This window comes from Gillisella vitis (assembly GCF_001541345.2).
Classification (GTDB): Bacteria; Pseudomonadota; Alphaproteobacteria; order Rhizobiales; family Rhizobiaceae; genus Allorhizobium; species Allorhizobium vitis.
In genome coordinates this window covers 966,768-990,171 of sequence record NZ_LMVL02000001.1, presented here as the reverse complement: position 1 = coordinate 990,171, position 23,404 = coordinate 966,768, and the positions used below count along the sequence as shown (strand labels likewise).

Annotated in this window: 19 protein-coding genes; 7 read left to right on the top strand and 12 right to left on the bottom strand. The window is 57.7% G+C overall.

Going from position 1 to position 23,404, the window contains the following annotated elements:
• The first annotated feature begins 26 nt into the window (after nt 1-26).
• Nucleotides 27-1,373, top strand: a complete 1,347-nt coding sequence (locus ASB66_RS04130; protein ID WP_060717529.1) for an MFS transporter — start codon at nt 27-29, stop codon at nt 1,371-1,373.
• A 42-nt stretch (nt 1,374-1,415) separates the two neighbouring features.
• Here ASB66_RS04130 and glnT read toward each other — a convergent pair whose 3' ends face one another.
• The 6 genes from glnT to ASB66_RS04100 all read right to left on the bottom strand — a co-directional run bounded on the left by glnT (nt 1,416) and on the right by ASB66_RS04100 (nt 7,648).
• On the bottom strand, nt 1,416-2,723 hold the full coding sequence (gene glnT / locus ASB66_RS04125) for a type III glutamate--ammonia ligase (protein WP_060717528.1): 1,308 nt from the start codon (nt 2,721-2,723) through the stop codon (nt 1,416-1,418).
• Nucleotides 2,724-2,806: 83 nt separating this feature from the next.
• The gene (locus ASB66_RS04120; protein WP_060717527.1) at nt 2,807-4,135 is read right to left on the bottom strand and encodes an FMN-binding glutamate synthase family protein; all 1,329 of its coding nucleotides are present in this window, start codon (nt 4,133-4,135) and stop codon (nt 2,807-2,809) included.
• A 19-nt stretch (nt 4,136-4,154) separates the two neighbouring features.
• On the bottom strand, nt 4,155-4,841 hold the full coding sequence (locus tag ASB66_RS04115; protein WP_060717526.1) for a GltB/FmdC/FwdC-like GXGXG domain-containing protein: 687 nt from the start codon (nt 4,839-4,841) through the stop codon (nt 4,155-4,157).
• A gap of 157 nt (nt 4,842-4,998) precedes the next feature.
• Nucleotides 4,999-5,904 carry a class II glutamine amidotransferase gene (locus ASB66_RS04110; RefSeq protein ID WP_060717525.1) on the bottom strand — a complete coding sequence of 302 codons (906 nt, stop codon included), beginning with the start codon at nt 5,902-5,904 and terminating at the stop codon, nt 4,999-5,001.
• A gap of 89 nt (nt 5,905-5,993) precedes the next feature.
• Nucleotides 5,994-6,653, bottom strand: a complete 660-nt coding sequence (locus tag ASB66_RS04105) for a helix-turn-helix domain-containing protein (protein WP_060717524.1) — start codon at nt 6,651-6,653, stop codon at nt 5,994-5,996.
• A 38-nt stretch (nt 6,654-6,691) separates the two neighbouring features.
• Nucleotides 6,692-7,648, bottom strand: a complete 957-nt coding sequence (locus ASB66_RS04100; protein WP_060717523.1) for a GlxA family transcriptional regulator — start codon at nt 7,646-7,648, stop codon at nt 6,692-6,694.
• Nucleotides 7,649-7,777: 129 nt separating this feature from the next.
• Between ASB66_RS04100 and ASB66_RS04095 the strand changes: the two genes are divergently transcribed.
• From ASB66_RS04095 to ASB66_RS04080, 4 genes are all read left to right on the top strand, one after another.
• Entirely contained in the window at nt 7,778-9,028 is a 1,251-nt protein-coding gene (locus tag ASB66_RS04095; RefSeq protein WP_060717522.1) for a sarcosine oxidase subunit beta family protein, read from the top strand.
• Nucleotides 9,029-9,140: 112 nt separating this feature from the next.
• The gene (locus tag ASB66_RS04090) at nt 9,141-9,413 is read left to right on the top strand and encodes a sarcosine oxidase subunit delta (RefSeq protein WP_081088983.1); all 273 of its coding nucleotides are present in this window, start codon (nt 9,141-9,143) and stop codon (nt 9,411-9,413) included.
• Nucleotides 9,410-12,373 carry a sarcosine oxidase subunit alpha gene (locus tag ASB66_RS04085; RefSeq protein ID WP_060717521.1) on the top strand — a complete coding sequence of 988 codons (2,964 nt, stop codon included), beginning with the start codon at nt 9,410-9,412 and terminating at the stop codon, nt 12,371-12,373. Before ASB66_RS04090 ends, ASB66_RS04085 begins: the two co-directional genes overlap by 4 nt.
• Entirely contained in the window at nt 12,366-12,893 is a 528-nt protein-coding gene (locus ASB66_RS04080; RefSeq protein WP_060717520.1) for a sarcosine oxidase subunit gamma, read from the top strand. Before ASB66_RS04085 ends, ASB66_RS04080 begins: the two co-directional genes overlap by 8 nt.
• A 160-nt stretch (nt 12,894-13,053) precedes the next feature.
• Here the strand turns inward: ASB66_RS04080 and ASB66_RS04075 are convergent, their stop codons facing one another.
• From ASB66_RS04075 to ASB66_RS04050, 6 genes are all read right to left on the bottom strand, one after another.
• Entirely contained in the window at nt 13,054-14,982 is a 1,929-nt protein-coding gene (locus ASB66_RS04075; protein ID WP_060717519.1) for a beta-galactosidase, read from the bottom strand.
• Nucleotides 14,982-16,079, bottom strand: a complete 1,098-nt coding sequence (locus ASB66_RS04070) for an ABC transporter ATP-binding protein (protein WP_060717518.1) — start codon at nt 16,077-16,079, stop codon at nt 14,982-14,984. The genes ASB66_RS04075 and ASB66_RS04070 overlap by 1 nt, the downstream gene beginning before the upstream one ends.
• Nucleotides 16,072-18,177: an alpha-galactosidase gene (locus tag ASB66_RS04065; protein WP_060717517.1), complete on the bottom strand. Its 2,106-nt coding sequence runs from the start codon at nt 18,175-18,177 to the stop codon at nt 16,072-16,074. Before ASB66_RS04065 ends, ASB66_RS04070 begins: the two co-directional genes overlap by 8 nt.
• Nucleotides 18,174-19,025, bottom strand: a complete 852-nt coding sequence (locus ASB66_RS04060; RefSeq protein ID WP_060717516.1) for a carbohydrate ABC transporter permease — start codon at nt 19,023-19,025, stop codon at nt 18,174-18,176. Before ASB66_RS04060 ends, ASB66_RS04065 begins: the two co-directional genes overlap by 4 nt.
• Nucleotides 19,025-19,933 carry a carbohydrate ABC transporter permease gene (locus tag ASB66_RS04055; protein WP_060717515.1) on the bottom strand — a complete coding sequence of 303 codons (909 nt, stop codon included), beginning with the start codon at nt 19,931-19,933 and terminating at the stop codon, nt 19,025-19,027. The genes ASB66_RS04060 and ASB66_RS04055 overlap by 1 nt, the downstream gene beginning before the upstream one ends.
• Before the next feature lie 114 nt (nt 19,934-20,047).
• Nucleotides 20,048-21,280 (bottom strand): ABC transporter substrate-binding protein, encoded by a 1,233-nt coding sequence (locus ASB66_RS04050; RefSeq protein WP_060717514.1) that lies wholly within the window; start codon nt 21,278-21,280, stop codon nt 20,048-20,050.
• A 261-nt stretch (nt 21,281-21,541) separates the two neighbouring features.
• Here ASB66_RS04050 and ASB66_RS04045 point away from each other — a divergent pair, with 261 nt between their 5' ends.
• Complete coding sequence (locus tag ASB66_RS04045; protein WP_060717513.1) at nt 21,542-22,477, top strand: helix-turn-helix domain-containing protein; 936 nt, start codon at nt 21,542-21,544, stop codon at nt 22,475-22,477.
• A 118-nt stretch (nt 22,478-22,595) separates the two neighbouring features.
• The gene (gene fhuF / locus ASB66_RS04040) at nt 22,596-23,381 is read left to right on the top strand and encodes a siderophore-iron reductase FhuF (RefSeq protein ID WP_060717512.1); all 786 of its coding nucleotides are present in this window, start codon (nt 22,596-22,598) and stop codon (nt 23,379-23,381) included.
• Nucleotides 23,382-23,404 lie beyond the last annotated feature (23 nt).

Sequence of the window (23,404 nt, the reverse complement as noted above, 5' to 3'; positions counted from 1 at the left end):
AATAGGTTTTATCGCAAGGCAGGATCATGTCCCCCATCAGCACTCCGGCATCGCCTCCCCGTCAGCTTACCCGCGCAGATTTTCGCACACTCGGGCTTTCAGCCCTGGGCGGAGCCTTGGAATTCTACGATTTCATCATCTTCGTGTTTTTTGCGGGCGTGATCGGCAAGCTGTTTTTCCCTGCAAACATGCCAGACTGGCTGGTGACGATCCAAACCTTCGGGATTTTTGCCGCTGGCTATCTGGTCCGGCCTCTGGGCGGGTTAATCCTGGCCCATTTCGGTGATGTGTTTGGCCGCAAAAAAGTCTTTGCCTTCTCCATTCTGCTGATGGCGCTCTCCACCCTCGGCATGGCGGCCATGCCGACCTATGCCACCATCGGCATTGCCGCACCCGTGCTGCTGATCGTCATGCGGCTGTTGCAGGGCGTTGCCATCGGCGGAGAAGTGCCGGGAGCCTGGACCTTCGTGTCGGAACATGTGCCGTTTCGCCGGGTCGGCTTTGCCTGCGGTTTTCTCTGCTCTGGCCTGACGCTCGGCATTCTGCTGGGTTCGTTGATCGCAACCGTCATCAATTCTATGTTCACGCCGGAGGATGTCGCCGCCTATGCCTGGCGCATCCCCTTCTTCCTCGGTGGCTTCTTCGGCCTGGTTGCCGTCTACCTGCGGCGCTGGCTTCAGGAAACCCCTGTTTTTGCCGAGATGCGTCAGGCGCGGACGGTGGTGATGGAACTGCCGCTGAAAACCGTGCTACGCGATTATCCGGCTGCCGTCATCATTTCCATGGCCTTGACGTGGGTGCTCGCCGCCTGCCTCGTCGTCACCACGCTGATGACGGCGACGCTCCTGCAAAAACTCTATGGTTACAGCGCCCAGATCGCCCTGTCCGCCACCAGTTTCGGCACATTGTTCCTGATTTTCAGCACCGCGGCATCCGGCGCGATTGTCGATAAATTCGGCTCCGGGCGGTTTTTAATGGTTGGGAGCGTATTTTTAGCCGCAGCTACCTTTGCTTTCTACACCTATGCAAGCGTTTCGGTTCCGGTCCTGTTTGTGCTCTATGCCGTGATGGGCCTTTCCGTGGGCATCGTCGGGGCCGTGCCTTACGTGATGGTGCGCGCCTTTCCCGCACCTGTGCGCTTCACCGGCCTGTCGTTTTCCTACAATGTCTCCTACGCGATTTTCGGCGGATTGACGCCGATTGCGGTGGCCAGCCTGCTGCCGATAAACCCGATGGCGCATGCCTATTATCTGCTGTTCATCGCCGCCCTCGCCTTTGTGCTTGGCGTCTATCTGACGCTCAAAGGCGATGGGATCGAGGCGAAGGCCGGGATAGAGGAACTGACCAGCCGCCAGACAACAGCGACGCTTTAATCCAAAAGCCGGGGGCGACACTGCCCCCTGCCTCACATCCGGTCAAATATCCAGTGTTGTCTGATGCTCCCATGGGGTGAACTGCGAGCAATAGCTTGTCCACTCCCCATGCTTGAGCTTGAGATAGGCTGATGAGAACTCTGTTCCCAATGCCTGTTGCAACTCGGTATCGGCTTCATAGGCGCGCAAAGCATCCAGAAGGTTCAGCGGCAGTTTCGGGGCATCCGTCACCGTATGGCCTTCGCGATACATATCGATGTCGTAATGCGGGCCGGGATCAGCATTGGTTTTGAGGCCAGACAGGCCAGCGGCAATGATGATGGCCTGCAAGAGATACGGGTTCACCGCACCATCGGGCAGGCGCAGTTCAAACCGACCCGGGCCCGGAACACGCACCATATGGGTGCGGTTATTGCCGGTCCATGTCACGGTGTTGGGGGCCCATGTGGCACCGGAGACTGTGCGTGGTGCATTGATACGCTTGTAGGAATTGACCGTGGGGTTGGTCACAGCAGCCAAGGCTGAGGCATGTTTCATGATGCCGCCGAGGAAGGTTTTACCCTTGGCAGACAGGCCAAACGGCATGGCCTTATCGGCAAAAGCATTGACCTTGCCGTCATTATCCCACACCGAGATATGGGCGTGGCAGCCATTGCCCGTGAGGCCCTTGAACGGCTTGGGCATGAAGGTAGCACGCAGACCATGCTTTTCAGCCACCGATTTGACCATGAATTTGAAGAAGGAATGCTTGTCGGCGGTTTTCAGCGCGTCATCATATTCCCAGTTCATCTCGAACTGGCCATTGGCGTCTTCATGGTCGTTCTGGTACGGCTTCCAGCCCAGCTCCAACATGTGATCGCAGATTTCGGCAATCACATCATAACGGCGCATCAAGGCCTGTTGGTCATAGCAAGGCTTTTCAGCCGTGTCGAATTCATCGGAAATCGTCTTGCCGTCGGCAGAGATCAGGAAGAATTCAGGCTCAACACCAGTCTTGACCCGAAGGCCCATAGAGGCTGCTTCGTCCACCAGCTTTTTCAGCATCACGCGCGGCGCTTGCAACACTGGCTTGTCGTCCATGACGCAATCGGCGGCAACCCATGCCACGTCCTTTTTCCAAGGCAGTTGGATCACGGAAGAGGCGTCTGGCACTGCAAACAGATCGGGATGGGCGGGGGTGAGGTCCAGCCAAGTGGCAAAGCCTGCAAAGCCTGCGCCGTCCTTTTGCATATCGGCAATGGCTTGGGCTGGCACCAGCTTGGCACGTTGCGCGCCAAACAGGTCGGTGTAGCTAATCATGAAATATTTAATGCCGCGTTCGGCTGCGAATTGTGCGAGGTCCTGTGTCACGTCGTTCCCCTGTTTTTATGGATTGAGACACATGTTGAAAGGAAATGGCTGCAATCCTGGGAGAAGAGTGCAGCCATTGAGACTTAAAATCCGGCTTTGCCGGGATACCAGTTGGTGCCAGCCAGCGGCACTTGTGCCATGGCGGCGGCTTCCATGGTCAGAGCCACCAGATCTTCGGGCTCCAGATTGTGCAGACGGTTATGGCCACAGGCACGGGCAATGGTCTGGGCTTCCAGCGTCATGACCTTGAGGTAATTAGCCAGACGACGACCAGCCAGCACCGGGTCAAGCCGCTTCATCAACTCGGGGTCTTGCGTGGTAATGCCTGCCGGGTCTTTGCCTTCATGCCAGTCATCATAAGCCCCTGCGGTGGTGCCGAGTTTCTGATATTCCTCTTCCCACTTCGGGTCGTTATCGCCAATCGCCACCAGTGATGCGGTGCCAATTGCCACCGCATCGGCACCCAGCGCCAAGGCTTTCGCCACATCCGCACCAGAGCGAATGCCGCCAGAGATAATCAGCTGCACTTTGCGATGCATGCCAAGGTCTTGCAGCGCCTGAACGGCAGGGCGAATACAGGCCAGCGTCGGCATGCCGACATTTTCAATAAACACATCCTGCGTCGCCGCCGTGCCGCCTTGCATGCCGTCCAGCACCACCACATCTGCCCCGGCTTTCACCGCCAGCGCGGTGTCATAATAGGGGCGGGCACCGCCAACCTTGATGTAGATCGGCTTTTCCCAATTGGTGATTTCGCGCAGTTCCAGAATTTTGATTTCCAGATCATCCGGCCCCGTCCAGTCAGGATGGCGGCAGGCCGAGCGCTGATCAATGCCCTTGGGCAGGTTACGCATATTGGCCACGCGATCAGAAATCTTCTGGCCCAGCAACATGCCGCCGCCGCCGGGCTTGGCGCCTTGGCCAACCACCACTTCAATGGCATCGGCGCGGCGCAAATCCTTCGGGTTCATGCCGTAGCGCGATGGAAGATATTGATAGACCAATGTTTGGCTATGGCCGCGCTCTTCATCGGTCATGCCGCCGTCGCCGGTGGTGGTGGAGGTTCCGGCAATCGTCGCACCACGGCCAAGGGCTTCCTTGGCATTGCCCGATAGCGCACCAAAGCTCATGCCTGCAATGGTAATCGGCGTTTTCAGATAGATCGGCTTTTTGGCAAAGCGCGTGCCCAGCACCACCGATGTGTCGCATTTCTCGCGATAACCTTCCAGCGGATAGCGCGAAATCGAGGCCCCGAGAAACAGCAGATCGTCAAAATGCGGCACCTTGCGCTTGGTGCCAGCACCACGAATATCATAAATGCCAGTGGCGGCAGCGCGGCGGATTTCCGCCAGCGTATAATCATCAAAGGTCGCGGATTTGCGCGGCGGGGTATTGGGATTATGGTAGCTCATAGGTCTTCTACCCCTTGCCTTAGTAGGCGTCTGCGTTGTCAATGTTGAAATTGTAAAGCTTGCGGGCAGAGCCGTAGCGCTTGAACTCTTCCGGCTTCACATCGGTGATTCCGGCCTTGGTCAGAAGCTCCGCGAGCTTTTCCAGATGCTTGGGCTTCATCTGTTTTTCGATGCAATCGGCCCCAAGGCTTTTCACCGTGCCGCGCACAAACAGCTTGGCCTCGTAAAGTGAATCCCCCAGCGCTTCACCGGCATCGCCCAGCACCACCAGATGGCCAGATTGGCCCATAAAAGCGGACATGTGGCCGATATTACCCTGCACGACAATATCAATACCCTTCATGGAAATACCGCAGCGCGAGGCGGCATTGCCTTTGATCACCAGCAACCCGCCTTGACCCGTGGCCCCGGCATATTGGCTGGCATCGCCTTCAATAATCACGGTGCCGGACATCATGTTTTCAGCCACACCCGGACCGGCAGAGCCACGCACGGTGACGGTGCCACCATCGTTCATGCCCGCGCAATAATAGCCCACCGAGCCCTTCACCTCGACGGTAACGGGGCTATCAATACCAACCGCCACGGCGTGGTGGCCGCGTGGATTGATGATTTCAAAATTGGTGTCATTGGCCCCAGATGTCACGGCATGCAAAGCACTGTTCAGCTCACGCAGCGGGGTTTGGGAAAGATCAAAGGTTGGCATTATAAATCCCTCAAGCTGGAGTCTGTTCAAGAATTGCCGATGGCGTGGCGAAAATGGTGATTTCGAGAACCGGAGCGGAGCGTACTCAAGTACGTGAGCACCGGAAGCGCAGAAATTGCCATTTGCAGCCCGCCAGCGGCGATTATGGGACAGACTCTCAGGCTGCTTTCTCGTGGTCCCAGAAGTAAACGGTGGCAGGCTCCGGCTCCCAGATGCGGGCGGCGTCGATGCCCGGCAGGTTGACCAGTGCGCGATATTCAGAGCCAAAAGCGACATATTGGTCAGTCTCGGCCATTACTGCGGGCTTGCAGGCAATGGGGTCGCGTACCACTCCAAAGCCGGATTTGGTGCCAACCACGAAGGTGAAAAAGCCATCGAGATCATCCAGCGCACCCGTCAGCGCCTGCCCAAGGTCCTTGCCCTTAGCCATTTCGGCGGTGAGGTAAGCGGCGGCAACTTCGGAGTCGTTCTGGGTTTCAAATTTGATGCCTTCGCGGATCAATTCGCGGCGCAAATTATTGTGGTTGGAGAGCGAGCCATTGTGCACAAGGCACTGATCGGCCCCCGTGGAAAACGGATGTGCACCCAACGTTGTCACCGCACTTTCCGTTGCCATACGGGTATGGCCAATGCCATGGCTGCCGCCCATGGCGCGCACATCAAAACGCGCCACAACATCTTTCGGAAGGCCAATTTCCTTGAAAATCTCAACGCTTTCGCCAGAGCCCATGATGCGGACATTAGGTCGAATTTCGCTTAAGATACCGCGAATGTCGCCAAGCTTTGCAGCATCAATATCAATCACCGCATGGGTGCTTTTCACCGTCACTTGTGCCGGAATACCAACCTTGGTGAGATCAGCATCCAGACCTGCAAAGTCCACCGAAGGCTCCGGCGATTGAATGGTGATTTTCGCCTTACCCTTTTCCCCCGCGCCATAAATCGCAATGCCCGCAGAATCCGGGCCGCGATCAGTCATAGTAATCAGCATATCCGAGAGCATGGCTCCCAGCTGAGGTTCAAGGCTCTTGTCTTTCAGGAACAATCCAACAATGCCGCACATGGTCAGCCTCTCCATTTGTCGTTGGACAATGGCTAACAGGCGGCTGCGATAAAATCAATCCTAGAGAATAAAATTTTCCTGTAAGGCAATTATTTTTGATGCGGGTAGGAAATGATGGAGAGATAGCGGGCAGGCAGTGTCACCAGTTCTTCCGGCCCGTGCGGAGCATCGGCATCAAAAAACAGGCTGTCTCCCGGCTGCATCCGGTAGAGGCTCTCGCCATGGCGATAGACCACCTCGCCCTCCAGCATGTAGAGAAACTCCATGCCCTCGTGCTGGAAGGTGGGAAACACATCAGATTCGGTGTTAAGCGTGATCAGATATGGCTCCACCACCACGCCGGAGGTGTTGTTTTCGATATGGCCCAGTAGGCTGTAATGATGCCCCGCACGGGTGCCGCGCCGCTCCAGATGCACGCCTTCACCGGCTTTGACAAAGCTTGCGCTGCGCGGCTCCTCATAGCCTTTGAAAAAGGCGGTCATAGGCACACCGAGCGCTTTGGAGAGTGATTGCAGCGTTCCGAGCGAGGCGGAAATATTGCCATTTTCAATTTTGGACAACATGCCCACCGACATGCCCGTGGCCGTTGCCAGATCGGCAACCGTGATGCCCAGTTTCTTGCGAAAAGTGCGCACCTCATGGCCAATGGCCATTTCCAGATTGTTGGCCCGTGGTTCGCGCACAGCATGGGGGTCTTGCGCCAATATTGCCTTGGCCGCTTTTGCTGCCTTTGTCTCACTCTTGGCCATGCCTGCCCCTTACTCCGCGTCTACAACAGTTCGTGATCTTACGATCTAACCGATTTTGGCTGAATGCCAAACTGCTGTTTGAAGGCGCGTGAAAAATGCGAGGCGCTGGAAAAGCCCGTGGCAAAGGCAATTTCCGACAGCGACAGCGGGCTTTGCTCCAGCAGTTTACGGGCATGGGAAAGCCGCATACGGCGGTAGGTATCTTGAAAGCTCGCCCCCATATGGCTGGCAAACAACCGATCCAGATGCCGGGGTGTGATTCCTACCAGCCGCGCAATCGCTTGCCGATCCAGCGGGTTTTCCAGCGTGGCTTCCATTTTTTCCAAAGCCGTCACCAAAGCCGGGTGATGGGTGCCAAAGCGCTCCACCGATGAGCCACGCTGCGGTGCGCTCGCTTCTGTCACCGCCGTGTGCAGATACCAATCACTGACCCGGCGGGCAAATTCCGGCCCCATCCGCTCGCCAATCAGGGCATGCATCATATCCAGCGGGGCAACACCGCCGCCGCAGGTGAGCCGATCTCCATCCAGCACGTAGCGGGCCTGACGTGGGGCAAGGTCAGGGAAGGCTTCACGAAGGGCGGGGGCGTGTTCCCAGTGAATGGTAAAATCTCGTTCCTGTAAAAGACCCGCTTGCGCCAGCACATAAGCCCCGCTGGAAATGCCACCAATGCGAACCCCTTGGCGGGAGAGTTTGCGCAAAGTCGCATGAAGGTCGCTGGTACTTTTCCAGTCTATCGGATTGCCGCCAGCCACTACAAACAGTGTGTGGCAGTTCCCACCTTCAGAGGCCAGGTCTTCGCAGGGAATATCAAAGCCCGCCGAACAGCGCACAGGCTGGGCCCGGATGGAAAGCGGCTTGATGGCATAAAGTCGCGTCTGCGCCAACAGATTGGCGGCGCGTAGCGGCTCTGTGGCCGATGAGAAGGACATCAGCGCAAAATTCGGTGTCAGGATGAAGCCATAGGCCTGGGTGGAAGAGGGTTTTTCGCTCATGTCCTTTTTATATCGTGAAATGTCTTTCTTGTGCAATTTGAATTGGTGTGAAACATCTAGTCTTCGAAGCACTGTGCGGTGGTCACAAGCCATCCCCCCGTCCACCCAATCCTGAAGCGAGCGGGCATCATGCGCTATTCGGCTTTGTCGATTTTTCTGAACGGTCTTCGCGGCAACAAAAACTGGGCCGCCCATTGGCGACAGCCGGAGCCAAAGCCACATTATGATGTGGTGATTGTTGGCGGCGGTGGCCATGGTCTGGCCACAGCCTATTATCTGTCGAAAACCTTCGGCATCAAAAATATTGCTGTGGTGGAAAAGGGCTATATCGGCTCTGGCAATGTCGGGCGCAACACCACCATCATCCGCTCCAATTATCTGCTGCCGGGTAACAATCCCTTCTACGAGTTTTCCATGAAACTGTGGGAAGGGCTGGAGCAGGATTTCAATTTCAACGCGATGGTGTCGCAGCGCGGTGTGGTCAATCTCTATCATTCCGATGCCCAGCGCGATGCCTATACACGGCGCGGCAATGCCATGCGCCTGCATGGCGTGGATGCCGAATTGCTGGACCGCGACGCCATCAAAGCCATGCTGCCGTTTCTGGATTACGAGAATGCTCGCTTCCCCATTCAGGGCGGGTTGATGCAGCGGCGCGGCGGCACGGTGCGCCACGATGCAGTGGCGTGGGGTTATGCGCGTGGGGCGGACACCCATGGTGTGGACATCATTCAAAACTGCGAGGTCACCGGAATTCGCCGTGAAAATGGCAAAGCGGTGGGGGTGGAAACCACGCGCGGCTTTATTGGCTGCGGCAAGTTGGCTCTGGCAGCGGCGGGCAATTCATCCCGCGTGGCTGAGATGGCGGGGCTAAAACTGCCAATGGAAAGCCATGTGCTGCAAGCTTTTGTCTCTGAGGGGCTAAAACCCTTTATTGATTGCGTGGTCACCTTTGGCGCGGGGCATTTTTACGTCTCGCAATCGGATAAGGGTGGTCTGGTATTTGGCGGCGATATTGATGGTTATAATTCCTATGCCCAGCGCGGCAATCTTGCCACTGTCGAGCATGTGGCAGAAGCGGGCAAGGCGATGATTCCGTCTTTGTCGCGCATCCGGGTGCTGCGCTCGTGGGGTGGCGTGATGGATATGAGCATGGATGGCTCGCCGATCATCGACAAGGTACATCTGGACAATCTCTATCTCAATTCCGGCTGGTGCTATGGCGGCTTCAAGGCCACGCCTGCCTCTGGCTATTGCTTTGCCCATCTGATCGCCAAGGGCGAAAGTCACGAAACCGCCCGCGCCTTCCGGCTGGATCGGTTTGCTCGTGGCCACATCATCGATGAAAAGGGCCAGGGTGCCCAGCCGAACCTTCACTAGAATCTGTCAGGTTCAGATTGAACCTGACAGATTCTAGATTCTTTTGTTGTCGTTTGTCTTTTCGGGAAAACCGGTGACCACTTTTCCCTGACAAACTCTAAGGATTCTGATTATGGCGAGCCTCATTCCCTGCCCCCATTGCGGGCCAAGACCCAAAGAAGAATACACCATCAAAGGTGCAGCCCTTTCACGTCCAGCGCCCGATGCCGGGCCGGATGTCTGGCATGATTACGTGTACCTGCGCGACAATCCACGCGGAGCCTATGAAGAATATTGGCACCACACATCTGGTTGCCGCCGCTGGATTGTGGTGTGCCGCGACACGGCAAGCCACGAGATTGCTGCGAGCTTTGATGCATCTGAGCGGAAAGGGGTGAGTGTATGACATCCTATCGTTTGAAAAGCGGCGGTCTGGTGGATCGCAAAACCGCGCTTTCCTTCACCTTTGACGGCAAAGCCATGAGCGGTTTCGCTGGCGATACGCTTGCGTCTGCGCTTTTGGCCAATGGCCAGCAATTGGTGGGCCGCAGTTTCAAATATCATCGTCCGCGTGGCATTCTCACGGCCGGTGCGGCAGAACCAAACGCCCTGATGACCATTGGCAGAGGCGGGCGCACCGAACCCAACACCCGCGCCACCATGCAGGAGCTTTACGCTGGGCTGGAAGCCAATAGCCAAAACCGCTGGCCAAGCCTTGAGCATGATGTTGGTGCCATCAACAGCCTGTTGTCGCCGTTCCTCAGCGCTGGTTTCTACTATAAAACCTTCATGTGGCCCGCGAAATTCTGGGAAAAACTCTACGAGCCGATAATCCGAAAGGCAGCCGGTCTCGGCAAGGCAAGCTATGAGGCCGATCCAGACACCTATGAAAAATGCTGGGCGCATTGTGACCTGCTGGTGATTGGCGCAGGCGCAAGCGGTTTGATGGCGGCTCTGGCCGCTGGCCGCGCGGGTGCGCGGGTTATTCTGCTGGATGAGCAGGCGGAGATTGGCGGCGGGCTGCTGGCCGAGACAGCTTTGATCAATGGTGTTGCTGCCTCTGATTTTGTTACGACCACAAAGGCAGAGCTGGAAAGCCTGCCCAATGTGCAAATTTTCGCCCGTACCACAGCGTTTGGCTGGTACGATGGCAATGTCTTCGGTGCGGTTGAGCGGGTGCAAAAACATCACGCTCTCCCTGCCGCCAACCGCCCGGTGGAGCGCCTATGGCGCATTGCGGCGAAGAAAGCCATTTTGGCAACGGGTGCCGAAGAGCGCCCTCTGGTTTTCGGTGGCAATGATATTCCCGGTGTGATGATGGCCGGAGCCATGCGCCGCTATCTCAACCATTATGGCGTTGCACCCGGCAAGAAGACGGCCATTTTCACCACCAATGACAGCGGCTATGCGCTGGCGGCGGACCTTGAAGCCGCAGGCGTTAGCGTTACGACCCTGATTGATAGCCGACGCGATGCAACCATTGCCTATCAGGGCAAGGCGCGATTGGTGCGCGGCGGTTTGGTTAGCAATGTCCATGGCGGAAAATCTGTCGAGGGGCTTGATCTCTGGCGCGAAGGCCAGTTGGAACGGCTTGATGTTGATAATCTTGCCATGTCCGGCGGGTTCTCGCCGATCATCCACCTTGCCTGCCATCGGGGCGGTAAGCCGCGCTGGTCAGATGAGCATTCGGCTTTTCTGGCTCCTGAGGGATTGAACTGTCTGGCTCTTGCCGGTTCGGCATCGGGTGTTTTCGGCATTGCTGCCGCCATGCTATCTGGTTTGGAACAGGGCAAGCAGGCCCTTGCGGCACTCGGCTTTGCAGCACCTGTGTTGGAGCTACCATCTGTTGAGGGCGAAGCAATCCCCACACCAGCCAAGCCGGTCTGGTCCATTCCCGGCATCAAGACCAAGGCTTTCGTGGATTTTCAAAACGATGTACACACCAAGGATCTGGGCCTTGCAGTGCAAGAAGGCTACGGTCATGTGGAGCTTGCCAAGCGCTACACCACCAATGGCATGGCGACGGATCAGGGCAAGCTGTCCAACGTCAATGCCATCGGGCTGCTGGCCGAGGCGCGGCGCGTATCACCCGCCGACGTTGGCACCACAACATTCCGACCCTTTTATACTCCGGTGTCGTTCGGGGCGCTGGCAGGCACATCGCATGGCAAACATTTTCAGCCGGTGCGCAAATCACCCTTGCATGATTGGGCGGCCAAGAATGGCGCAACCTTTGTAGAAACCGGGCTATGGTATCGCTCCGCATGGTTCCCCAAGAGCGGGGAAAATGGCTGGCGTGAAAGCGTCGACCGCGAGGTCAAAAACGTCCGAACCAATGCCGGGATTTGCGATGTCTCCATGCTCGGCAAAATCGAAATCTGCGGGCCGGATGCGGCGGAGTTTTTGAACCGCGTCTATTGCAACGCCTTCTTGAAATTGCCGGTCGGCAAGGCTCGCTATGGCCTGATGCTACGCGAAGATGGCTTTATCTATGACGACGGTACCACCAGCCGCATGGAAGACAATCGTTACTTCATGACCACCACCACGGCCTATGCGGCGGGCGTGATGAACCATCTGGAATTTTGCGCGCAGGTGCATTGGCCGGAACTGGATGTGCGGTTGGCATCAGTCACCGATCAATGGGCGCAAATGGCGGTGGCCGGGCCAAAATCCCGTGCCATTTTGCAAAAGCTGGTTGATGAAGATATTTCCAACGAGGCCTTCCCCTACCTCGCCGCCAAGGATGTATCTCTCTTGGGTGGTCGGTTGAAGGGGCGGCTGTTCCGAATCTCCTTTTCAGGCGAGTTGGCGTTTGAATTGGCCGTGCCTGCCGATTTTGGCGAAAGCATTGCCGATGCGGTGATGCTGGCGGGAAAGGAACATGGCATTCAGCCTTATGGCATTGAAGCGCTATCGGTGTTGCGGATCGAGAAGGGCCACGTCACCCATAACGAGATCAATGGCACGGTAGTGCCAGCCGATCTCGGTCTTGGCAAATTGGTCAGCGCCACCAAGCCCGATTTTATCGGCAAACATATGCTGAACCGGGAAGGGCTGACGGCTCCGGATCGTCCGCAACTGGTTGGCGTTGTGCCTCTGGATGCCAAAACTGCCTTCAAAACGGGTGCGCATATTTTGAACAAGGATGCCGATCCAACGCTGGAGAACGATCAGGGCTATATCACCTCCTCCTGCTTCTCGCCGCATGTTGGCTCCACCATCGGCCTTGCGTTGGTGAAGGGCGGTGCCGCTCGCCATGGCGAGGAGGTGTTGGTCTGGAATGGCCTGCGCAACGAGTTTACCCCCGCCCAGTTGGTGAGCCCGGTTTTTGTCGATCCAAACAATGAGAAACTCCATGTCTGAGACCGCTCTGCCTGACACTGTCCTGGCCGATTTCCACCTTGTTCGCCGTCCAGCACTCGCCACCAAGGCGGTGGAGCGGTTTGGTGTTCTAACGCTAGAAACCGTGTTCGACACAACCATTCTGCATGTGCTGGGCAAGCCCGGTGATGTTGCGCCAATGCCCCCGCAAGGCTTTGATCTGCGCAATGCGGGACCCGGCCAATGGTTTGCCGTCGGACCGGCCAGCGCCGATCAAGCGGCAGCGGCCTTTGGACCAGACATAATTCTTGTCGATCAAAGCCACGGTCGCACACTGATCCGCATCAGTGGCGCTCCGGTGCGCAACGTTCTGGCAAAAGGCACGGCGCTTGATCTGCACCCCGAGCAATTTGCCGTGGGTGCGGCGACAACAACCCTGATCGGCCACATCGCCGTTAATCTCTGCCGAACAGCAGAGGACCAGTTCGAGCTTCTGGTGTTGCGCGGCTTTGCTGAAAGCCTCTGGGACGAGCTTGCGGGGATGGCGCGGGAGTTTCAATAAAAAGCGTGAAAACGGCTGAAACTGTTAGGACTGTCTGCTCCGTCCTGCCCGGCCTTCTTCCGAGGTGTCAACGCGCCAAACAAGCCCAAGAATGACACCATGCGCCTCCTTGCAAAGGAGACGCTTTTTCGCGACAATATCAGCAATCAAGCCATGTAAATCAGGCCCAAATCGCCAATTGTTGCGGCTTGAGTACAGGGCCGCCCAATACGAACTCGCCGGATGCCGGAATGGTCCAATCCTCGGTCCCGTAGTTGAAGGCGAAGGTCAGGTGGCCACGGCGGCGAATGCGGATATGCTCGGGCAAAACAAGGGTTTCGAGACCGGCCTTTTCCGCCAGCAGCGCCAGCGTCGAGGATAGCAAAGCCTCGTCTGGCCAGCAGGCCAGATAATGGTGGCCGTTCTGGCTCGTCAGGGCCGGGTCGCCGTTTTCGAATGTGGCGATTACGGTTGCCGTGGTTTCCAGATATTCCCGCCAGCGGATGGCCCGGCCTGAAACCGTACCTGAAACACTATCACCAAGACCGGGCCGCAGCGAGGCAACCTGGGTTTGGCGCGTGCCGGTCAAGGGAGCCAGCGGACCGGGCGGCAAGTTTTCCGGAATACGGAATTTCTCGTCGCGTGAACCGGTGCGCGGGCCGTAAAGCACGACGGCATCGGTGTTTTTAAAGGCCGCGAGTGCTGCCTCGTTCACCTGCATCAGGCAGGGAACGAGCACCAGTTTATAACCGGACAGATCAGCGCCGGGACGCACAAAATCCACGTCAAGCCCCAGGCGGCGGGCTGCTTCATACCAGCGGAACGCCAATTCCTCATAGCGGAAATCCCGGCCCTGCGGCTGGATCGTCGTCGCCCAATAGCTGGCATAGTCATAGACCAGGGCCACCGGTGCCTGAACACTCTCTGGCAGATCGCCAAGCGCTGCCAGTTCGCCAGCCACGGCATGGGCTTCCAGCCCGCCCACCGACCATTCGTCCAGACCCGGCAGGTTTAGGCCAGCATGCATCTGCTCCTGCGCAAATGGTGCCTGGCGCCAGCGGAAATAGCTGACCACCTCTGCCCCATGCGCCAGTGCTTCCCAGGTCCACAGCCTGACCATGCCGGGCTTGGGAACCGGGTTCCACGGCGCCCAATTGACCGGACCGGGCTGCTGCTCCATCACCCAGAACCGGCCACGGCCAACGCCGCGGTAGAGATCATGGTGGAAAGGCGCGATGTCGGGATGGGAGGTTTCCGCCCAACGATTGCGCTCGTCTTCGGTAAACGGGAATTTTTCGACGAAGCCGATCGGATAGCTGTCCCAGCTGGCGAGATCGAGATTGTCGCCCACTTGGAAATGATCGAAATCATTGATGAAACCCATGAAGTTATGGGTAATCCAGCGGCCCGGTGAATGCTTGCGGATGATATCCACCTGCATTTTATCATAGGCAGCCACCTGATCGGAGGAAAAGCGCCAGAAATCCAGCCGCTGCGCCGGGTTTGGCTCGGTCACGGTGCGGGTGGGCAGCTCGACCTCATCGAAACTGTTGAACTCCATCGACCAGAACACCGCGCCCCAGGCCTCATTGAGCTGGTCGGTGGTCTGATACCGCATCCGCAGCCAGCGGCGGAAGGCCTTCAGGTCTTCTGGCCCCCAGGACACCGTGGTGTCGTGGCAGCCATATTCGTTGTCAGTCTGCCAGCCGGCAATGCCCGGATGGGTGCCGTAGCGCTTGGCAATGACTTCAACGATTCGAGCGCTTTCGGTCCACCAGATTTCGCTGGAAAAACTGTAATGACGACGCGAGCCGAAGCCGCGCACAGTCCCGTCGGCATCATAGGGCGCAATGTCGGGATGCTCGTCCATCAACCATTTCGGCGGTGTGGCGGTCGGGGTGCCAAGAACCACCTTCAGGCCAGCCGCATGCAGAACATCGATGGCCCGATCCAGCCATTCGAAGGTGAACTGGTCCCGCCTTGCCTCCAGTCGCGACCAGGCGAATTCGCCGATCCGCACATAGGAAATGCCAAGCTTGCGCATGTTTTGCGCATCGATTTGCCATTGGCTCTCCGGCCAATGCTCAGGATAATAGCAAACGCCCAGCATTATCGTGTCAGGTCCCCGTTGATCACCGCTTTGCCTGCCCCGTCGAACAAATGACAAGCGGCGGCGGGAATGCCAATAGACAAGGTTTCACCCGGCTTGGCCGTCGCCAAGCCATCCGCCTTGACGGATAGTTCAGTGCCATCGGCCAGAGTGACGAAAAACAGGGTTTCGGACCCGAGATATTCGGCCAACCGCACCGGGCGCGACAAAACGAGATCACCCTTGCCCGTCGCATCGATATGTTCGGGGCGAATGCCAAGCGTCATTTTGCCCGGGCTGATTGCCTTGCCCTGCGCATCAAGCGTGATTGCCTCGCCATCGGCCAGCGTCACCACCACTTTGCCGCCTTCGGCAGGAGCGACGGTCACTGGCAGAACATTCATTTTCGGCGAGCCGATAAAGCCTGCGACAAACAGATTGTTTGGCCGGTGATAAAGCTCCAGCGGCGTGCCGACCTGCTCGATCAGGCCAGCCGATAGCACGACGATCTTGTCGGCCATGGTCATGGCTTCCACCTGGTCATGGGTGACATAGATCATCGTCGCCTTCAGGTCCTGATGCAGCTTGGACAATTCGGTGCGCATCTGCACCCGAAGGGCGGCATCCAGATTGGACAGCGGCTCATCAAACAGGAAGACTTCCGGTTCACGCACAATGGCGCGGCCAATGGCGACACGCTGGCGCTGGCCACCCGATAATTGACCTGGCTTGCGCTCCATCAGCGCATCCAGTTGCAGCAATTCGGCTGCCTTCTTGGTTCGCGCCTCAATCATCGACTTAGGATGGCCGGTCATCTTCAGGCCAAAGCCGATATTGTCGCGCACCGTCATATGCGGATAAAGCGCATAGGACTGGAAGACCATGGCGACACCGCGCTCGGATGGACCAATCCGGGTCATGTCCTTGCCGCCAATCGTCAGTCCACCGGAGGTAATCTCCTCCAACCCGGCGATCATCCGCAGCAGAGTGGACTTGCCGCAGCCGGACGGGCCAACGAACACGCAGAATTCGCCGTCCTTGACGTCGAGATCGACACCCTTGATGACGCTCAGTACGCCGAATTGTTTCTTGACGCCCCGCAGGCTTACATCAGCCATGGTGGTCTCCTCCCTCGACAGGTTCCAATTCCAGCAGGATTGCGCTTTCCGGCCGCAGCATCGGCAGCGGCAAGCCGCCAAGCTTGAGATCTGCAAGATCAAACGTGACCTTGCCAGCCAACAGGCGCTTCTGCCCTTCGGATATACGGATGAAATTCGGTTCCACCGGATGCGTGGCCGCAACCCTCCAGCGCCCGCGAATGCGGGTTACGACATCAGGCAGGGTCAGCGGTTCCGGCTGCTCTCCCACCATCTGCGGCCCTTGGGCCACGAAGACGGCGATGCGTTTGCTGTCCGCCGCACCCCAGACATAGCGCCCGTCACGCGGCTCTTTGGAGAAATTGGCGCCTGGCGCATGCAACAGCGGTCGCAGCCGCTTGTGGATGGCAATCCAGGTCTTCAGCTCGGCACGTTCCTCGCCTTCCAGTTCCAGCGGATTCAACTCGACGCCAAGGTGATAGGCCAGTGCCACCAGCGCCCGGAAGGCCAGCGTGTGACGGCGCTCCGTCTGGTGGTTTGGCGAGGCCGAGACATGGCTGCCAAGCACTTCCGGTGGCACGAAAACCGAGGCGCCACGCTGGATTTCCAGCCGCTCCAGCGCATCGGTGCAATCGGAGGTCCAGACCCGGTGGGTGCGGGCAAGCGCACCGTAATCGATCCGGCCTCCACCGGACGCACAGCTTTCGATCTCCACCTGCGGATGGGCAGCCCGCACCCGGTCCATAAGCGCGTAGACGGCGCGGGTCTGGGTGGAAATTTTCGCCCGCCCATCGCGCCCACCCGCATGGGTCAGGTCGCGGTTCATGTCCCATTTGATATAGGATACCGCGTGATTGGCCAGCACCGCGTCGATCTTCTCAAACAGATAGTCGCTGACTTCTGGCCGTGTGAGGTCCAGCACCAGTTGGTTGCGGGATGTCAGCAAAGGGCGACCCTTGACCTGCAAGACCCAGTCGGGATGCAGCTCATAAAGGGCGGAAACCGGGTTGATCATTTCCGGCTCGAACCAAATGCCGAATTGCATGCCAAGGGCGGTGACGTGATCGACCAGCGGCGACAGGCCCTCTGGATATTTGCGGGCATCGATGTCCCAATCGCCCAGACTGGTCGTGTCATCGTCACGCTTGCCGAACCAGCCGTCATCCAGCACAAAACGCTCGATGCCAAGTTCGGCGGCCGATGTCGCCTGCGCCTTCAGCGATTCCATCTGGTGGTCAAAGTAATTGCCCTCCCAGGTGTTCAAGGTCACCGGACGCGGCGACATCGCACCATCAGGCCAATGCATGAGATCATCGCGGACAAAGGCATGGAACGCCGCCCGATCCGCACCGGCATAGGCAACCGGGCTGCGATAACTCTCGCCCGGCGCAAGGATCGTTTCGCCCGGCTCAAACACTTCACCGAGATGCACCAGACGGCGACCATCGTCCAGCCGGTCGATGACGATCTGGTGGTTGCCGCTCCAACCCAGCGCCACGCCAAAGCTTTGCGCCTCGCCTTCGATTGTCAGCATCGGAAAGCGGTCATGGGAAGTGCGACCCCGGCGACTTTCCTGCGCCCAAAGGCAGGTTCCCAACCTCTCGCGCCGGATCTGAAATTCGCGGCCCCACATGCCGGTAAAGCTGAACACATCAACCTGCCCGGCTTCTGCCGGAAAGCTCGCCGCCATGCAGCGATCCAGGATGTAATCCTCATTGCCGATATTCTTGAGTTCGGTGGAGATCCCGATCACGCCAGACGGGAAGGTTTCGAAACGCAACGTGATCGCTATGCTCGCCACAGCATCCTGAGCGCAGAGCAGTGTGATCCGCCCGGTCTTTTCCACCGTCCAGTCGGCAAATTGCAGGATGAAATCACGGCCGGATCGATGACCTGAAATAGCAGGCCAGCCGAAAAACCCCATGCCGCCCACCGGCAGCAGCACCGTCGAAGGCACAGCCTCATCCATGCCGTTGATGCGGCTGGAGCGTTCGACCTCGGACAAAGCCGAGCCCGCAACAGGTGTGTCGCCGAAGCCGATGATTTCCGGCATGCCGATTTCCGGCAGCAGCAGGCTCAAAACAAGCCCGTTCGCGCCAATTTTTACAATATCATTCATCCCTTGGTTGCTCCAAGTGTCAGCCCGGCGATGAAATGCCGCTGCATCAGGAAAAACATGGCGACCGGTGGCAAAGCCGCGACGATCGACCCGGCGGAAACCAGGTTCCAGGCGGCGACCCACTGGCCGTTCAGCGAATAGAGCCCTGCCGTGACAGGCATGGCGGCCTGACTCTGGACCAGAACCGTGGCCCAGAAATAATCGTTCCAGACAAAGGTGAAGACCAACACCGACAGTGCCGCAATGGCGGGCCGCATCAGCGGCAGCACGATATAGCGAAAGATCCGCCATTCCGACACACCTTCAACCCGCGCCGATTCGATCAGCGCAAACGGCAGGCCCTTGATGAAATTGCGCATGAACAGCGTGCAAAAGCCGGTCTGGAAGGCGACATGAAACAGCACCAGGCCGGTGACCGTATCATACAGCCCCATTTTCAGCGTCATGTCGCGCACCGGCACCATGAGGATCTGGAAGGGAATGAAATTACCGGCAACGAACAGGCAGAACAGCACAAGGTTGCCCTTGAACTTGTAGGTCGCCAGCGCAAACCCGGTCAGGCAGGACAGCGCGACAGCACCGATCACGGTTGGAATGGTGATCTTGAAGGAATTGAGAATGTACCAGCCCAGCGGCGAATTCTGAAACACCGCGGAATAGTTTTCGACGCCGGCAAAACCGGAGGGAATGCCGAAATAATTGCCAGCGGCCAGATCGCCCGCAGGACGCACCGAGGTCAGCGCTACGCCCAGCAAAGGCAGCAGCCAGAGAACCAGCGCGACAGGCAAAACGAGATTATAGCCGAACCGAACAATCGGCGAGGCCTTCTGGATCGGGGTCGGAAACATCAGCTATTCCTTTCCTGGCCGATCATCCGCACGACGAACAGCGTGATGAACACCATCATGATCAGGAACAGGACGACGGCGATGGCCGCGCCATAGCCCATGCGGAACCCGTATTCAGACAGTGCTTCCTCATACATGTAATAGGACAGCACCCGGCTGGAGCCGTAGGGGCCGCCAGCCGTCATGATCGACACGAGATCGAAGGAGCGGAGTGCACCGATGACAGTGACCACCATGGCGATGAAGGTGGCGGGCGCAAGCTGCGGCAGGATGATGTTTTTGAGCAGCGACCAGCCCTTGGCGCCATCCATGCGGGCGGCTTCCACCTGCTCCGGATTGATGTTGTTGAGACCGGTCAGATAGAGGATCATGCAATAGGCGGTCTGCGGCCATAGACCGGCGACGATAATGCCATAGGTGACGAAACGCTCGTCGGCCAGAACCGCGAAATCCATTCCGGTCAGATGCTTGATCAGCACGGAAAACAACCCGAAATTCGGCGCATAAAACCAGGTGAACATCAGGCCGACCACGACCTGGCTAATGACGAAGGGGAAGAAAAACAATGACTTATAGAGTCGAATACCCGTGACCGTCTGGTTGAGAAACAGTGCCACCGCCAATCCGCCGGGAATGGCCAGAAGGTAGAGCACCAGCCAGATCATGTTGTTTTGCAGCGAGGTATAAAAGGCCTCGTCGCCAAGCAATTCCTGATAGTTTCCAAGCCCGATCCAGACTTTTTCACCGATACCATCCCAATCGTGAAAGCTGATCCAGACTGACTGGAAAATCGGCAAAACGACATAGATGATGAACATCACCAGACCGGGCGCCAGAAACAGCCACGGGGCAATGCGTTGCTGGTGACGTTTCCAGAATCCGGATGAAACAGGAGCAGCAGTGCTCACGGCAGCACCTCCGTTAATGCAAGGGCTCAAGGATGCCGGAGCATCCCAGCCGTTCTGTGACTGAAAAACCGGCCGGATGCCACTTGGGCGACATCCGGCCGTCGGGAGAACCGATTATTTATAAACGCGGGCACGCACCTTATCGAGGCGAGCCAGGATGGCATCGACCTTGTCAGGCTTGACCATGAATTCCTGGAAGCCTTCCATACCGGCCTTGGCCATATCAGCAGGCGCGTCACGATCATAGAATTGCGCCAATGCGTAAGCGCTCGACAGCATGTCGAAACCGGCGCTCAGGAACGGATCGCTGGATTTTTCCGACTTGTTGTTGATCGGCAACTGGCCAAGGGTGGCGTTCATCTTGGTCTGGGTTTCCGGCTTTGCGAGATAAGCCAGGAACTTGCGCGCATCCGTCTTGTTCTTGGCGCCCGAAGGAATGTGGAAGGATTCAGTCGGAGCATCTTCCGCACGTGGCAGGCCGGGGGTGATTTCCGGGAATTGCAGGAAGCCGATCTGCTCTTCCTTCAAGCCGCCATCCTTCATCGGGGCCACGGCAAAGTTACCCATCAGATACATAGCCGCCTTGCCCTGCACGAATTGCGGCATGGCATCCTGCCAGTCGAGTGCTGCATGGTTGGCGATGAAATAGCCGGGCTTGATCAGTTCATCCCATTTCGCAAACACGGCTTTGACGCGCGGATCGGTGTAAGGCACCTTTCCGGCGGTCAGGTCCATGTGGAATTCATAGCCATTGACGCGCAGGTCGAGATAGTCGAACCAGCCTGCCGTCGGCCACAGCGCCTTGGTGCCGATGGTAAAGGGCGTGATGCCAGCTTTTTTCAGCTTGTCGCAGGCCGCCAGCAGCTCGGCCCAGGTCTTGGGTGGCGTGATGCCTTGAGCGGCAAAAATATCCTTGCGGTAATAAATACCCCATTGATAGGTGGAATAGGGAATGCCCCATTTCTTGCCATCGATTTCCATCGACTTGGTGGCGGATTTCAATTGATTGTTGAGATCGTCCTTGGCCCAGATATCGCTGACATCCTCAAACAGGCCAGCCTTGACGAAGGGCGCCATGCGGTTGCCAGAATACCAGGACACCACATCCGGCGCATCGGCCGTCAGGAAGTTGCGGATCGCGGATTTATAGCCCTCGTGGTCGAAATTGTTCCATTTGACGGTCACGTCGGGATTGGCGGCCTGGAAATCCTTCAGCAGCTCTTCCATCGCCTTTTTTGGCGTTGGGTCCGACTGATCGGAATTGAGCACAATCTGACCAGCAAAGGCCGTTGATATGGTCAATGCATAGCCAAGCGCCAAGCTCGGCATCATTTTAAAGCAAATCATCACATTCCTCCCCGGAATCATTGTCTGCGGCATGACAGCGCCTACCCTATAGAAAACAGAGAGGGTCGCCGTAACATTTTATATCTCCGGCAGAATATCTTGCCTCAGCCAAGCGGCCCCAAGACATCCTGCACTCTCTGCAACTTTCAGCTTCTTTGCGTCCGCCTCCTGCAAAAGCGCCTTGACCGTGCGCCAGAAAGCCGCAATCTACCTCCGAAATTCAGGCTTAGAATTCCGGTATCCTAAGATTTTCGGTGCGAAATGGCTCGACGTCCTCCCTTGATCAACAGACTTGGCGCAACACCTGTACACCCCGAGCGCGATCCGGCCCACCCCCTGGTTGTATTCGGCGATAACCGCTTCTGCGCCGGGGAATTGCTGGAGGTCCAGAAAATGGTTGGGCCTCATATGCACAGCCAGATCGAGCTGAATTTCGTGCTGGAGGGATCGATGACCTATTGGTTCGATGGCCGAGAGCTGACGATTTCGGAAGGCCGGCTCTGCCTGTTCTGGGGTATGATCCCTCATCAGGTCATCGACCGGCGAGAAGGCACCCGCTTCATCTGCCTGTATGTGCCGATGTCGGTGTTTCTGGGATTGGCCAGCCTGAGCCAATTTCGCGATTCGGTGTTTCGCGGCGCCGTCATTGAGGCTTTGCATCTGCGCGCCTGGGACCGTGAAATCTTTCTGCGCTGGCGCGACGAATTGCTGGGCGGCGATGAGGGCGATATCGAAATCGTCCGCTCCGAGCTAACCGCCCGCCTGATGCGTATCGAGCGGGACGGCTGGCGCGACCTGCGTGAGCAGGGATCGGCGCTGGCAAGCCTTGGCCAGCGCGATGCTGGCTGGATGCTGCATGTTGAAAAAATGCTGCGCTTCATCGGCGAGCACGCACCTGACACGATTTCTGCCGAGGATGTCGGGCGCGCCGCCGGTCTGCATCCCAACTATGCCATGAGCCTGTTCAAGCGTGCGGTGGGCACTACCATCAACCAGGCGATCATCCGTCACCGGCTGGACACCGCCCAATCCCTGCTGATTTCCTCCGATATGCCGATTACCGAAGTGGCCTATGAGTCAGGCTTCGGTTCGCTCTCGACCTTTTATGAGGCCTTTCAGCGCCGCTTCATGGAGAAACCGGTCCAATATCGCCGCCGGATGCGGGCAAAAGGCACGGCGGCGCAGGCAATCGCATAATCCGCCTTGCCCGATGATAAATATGATTATTATCATCATGTTTTCTTGACGCCTGGAAATCCGCATTCTAATCTGCGGTCGGTTGCAGCAAGCAATCGATCAAGCGGCGGAAAAACCCATGGGATCAACGATCCAGATGTCCAGGCCATTGGTGCTTGGCGTTCTGCCCACCATCGATGATGACTGGTCGCCCGACATGCCGGGCGATGACCGCTTTGCCTTTTGCCGTGGCAAACTGCTTCTGGACGCGCCTGACGATGCCGAGATTATCCCTTGCACCTCGCTTTCCGACCCTGATGTGTTTGCCGATATCATCGCCCGCTACACTTGCAAGTTTCCCGGCGCTGACAAGCGTGCGGTGATCTCGATGTGGACGCTCTATTATTTCAGCATCCTGACAATTGCACCCACGGTTCACCGTCTGGTGCATCGGCGACAATTGTCACTCGGGCTCACTCAACTGTCCCTGGTCTGTGATCCACAGACAGCCGAACCAAAAGCGCTTCTGCTATCAGGTCCAGGCCGTCCCGCTGACCATGCGCCAGCGCTGGCCGATCTCCACGCCATCCTGCGCGACCATGCCGCGCCAGTGATTACCCTTATTGCCGGGCATTGCGGCGTTGCGCCAAAGCTGATGTGGAACAATGTTGCCGTCTATCTCAACTGGATCATCAAGGAAATCGGCAATCAGGCCGGCCCTCACCTGATGGAAGAAGCGATTGAGATCATCTCAAACCAGCATTGGCCGGATGGCAGCCGCAACCCGCTGTTTGGCATGATCAAACTGGCACGCCGCCAATGCGGCATGGACCACTTCCAGCGCAAGGTCTGCTGCCTACGCTATAACCTGCCGGGCGTTCCCGGATGTGGCGACCTCTGCCCCCTGCCCGATGGCCGTCGCTAACAACCTTCGGGCAGTTTGCTGCA

Coding starts and splice junctions, on each gene's coding strand:
- ASB66_RS04130 (WP_060717529.1), top strand. CDS start 27: ATGTCCCCCATCAGCACTCCGGCATCGCCTCCCCGTCAGCTTACCCGC.
- ASB66_RS04120 (WP_060717527.1), bottom strand. CDS start 4,135: ATGAGCTACCATAATCCCAATACCCCGCCGCGCAAATCCGCGACCTTT.
- ASB66_RS04115 (WP_060717526.1), bottom strand. CDS start 4,841: ATGCCAACCTTTGATCTTTCCCAAACCCCGCTGCGTGAGCTGAACAGT.
- ASB66_RS04110 (WP_060717525.1), bottom strand. CDS start 5,904: ATGTGCGGCATTGTTGGATTGTTCCTGAAAGACAAGAGCCTTGAACCT.
- ASB66_RS04105 (WP_060717524.1), bottom strand. CDS start 6,653: ATGGCCAAGAGTGAGACAAAGGCAGCAAAAGCGGCCAAGGCAATATTG.
- ASB66_RS04100 (WP_060717523.1), bottom strand. CDS start 7,648: ATGAGCGAAAAACCCTCTTCCACCCAGGCCTATGGCTTCATCCTGACA.
- ASB66_RS04095 (WP_060717522.1), top strand. CDS start 7,778: ATGCGCTATTCGGCTTTGTCGATTTTTCTGAACGGTCTTCGCGGCAAC.
- ASB66_RS04090 (WP_081088983.1), top strand. CDS start 9,141: ATGGCGAGCCTCATTCCCTGCCCCCATTGCGGGCCAAGACCCAAAGAA.
- ASB66_RS04085 (WP_060717521.1), top strand. CDS start 9,410: ATGACATCCTATCGTTTGAAAAGCGGCGGTCTGGTGGATCGCAAAACC.
- ASB66_RS04080 (WP_060717520.1), top strand. CDS start 12,366: ATGTCTGAGACCGCTCTGCCTGACACTGTCCTGGCCGATTTCCACCTT.
- ASB66_RS04075 (WP_060717519.1), bottom strand. CDS start 14,982: ATGCTGGGCGTTTGCTATTATCCTGAGCATTGGCCGGAGAGCCAATGG.
- ASB66_RS04070 (WP_060717518.1), bottom strand. CDS start 16,079: ATGGCTGATGTAAGCCTGCGGGGCGTCAAGAAACAATTCGGCGTACTG.
- ASB66_RS04065 (WP_060717517.1), bottom strand. CDS start 18,177: ATGAATGATATTGTAAAAATTGGCGCGAACGGGCTTGTTTTGAGCCTG.
- ASB66_RS04060 (WP_060717516.1), bottom strand. CDS start 19,025: ATGTTTCCGACCCCGATCCAGAAGGCCTCGCCGATTGTTCGGTTCGGC.
- ASB66_RS04050 (WP_060717514.1), bottom strand. CDS start 21,280: ATGATTTGCTTTAAAATGATGCCGAGCTTGGCGCTTGGCTATGCATTG.
- ASB66_RS04045 (WP_060717513.1), top strand. CDS start 21,542: ATGGCTCGACGTCCTCCCTTGATCAACAGACTTGGCGCAACACCTGTA.
- fhuF (WP_060717512.1), top strand. CDS start 22,596: ATGGGATCAACGATCCAGATGTCCAGGCCATTGGTGCTTGGCGTTCTG.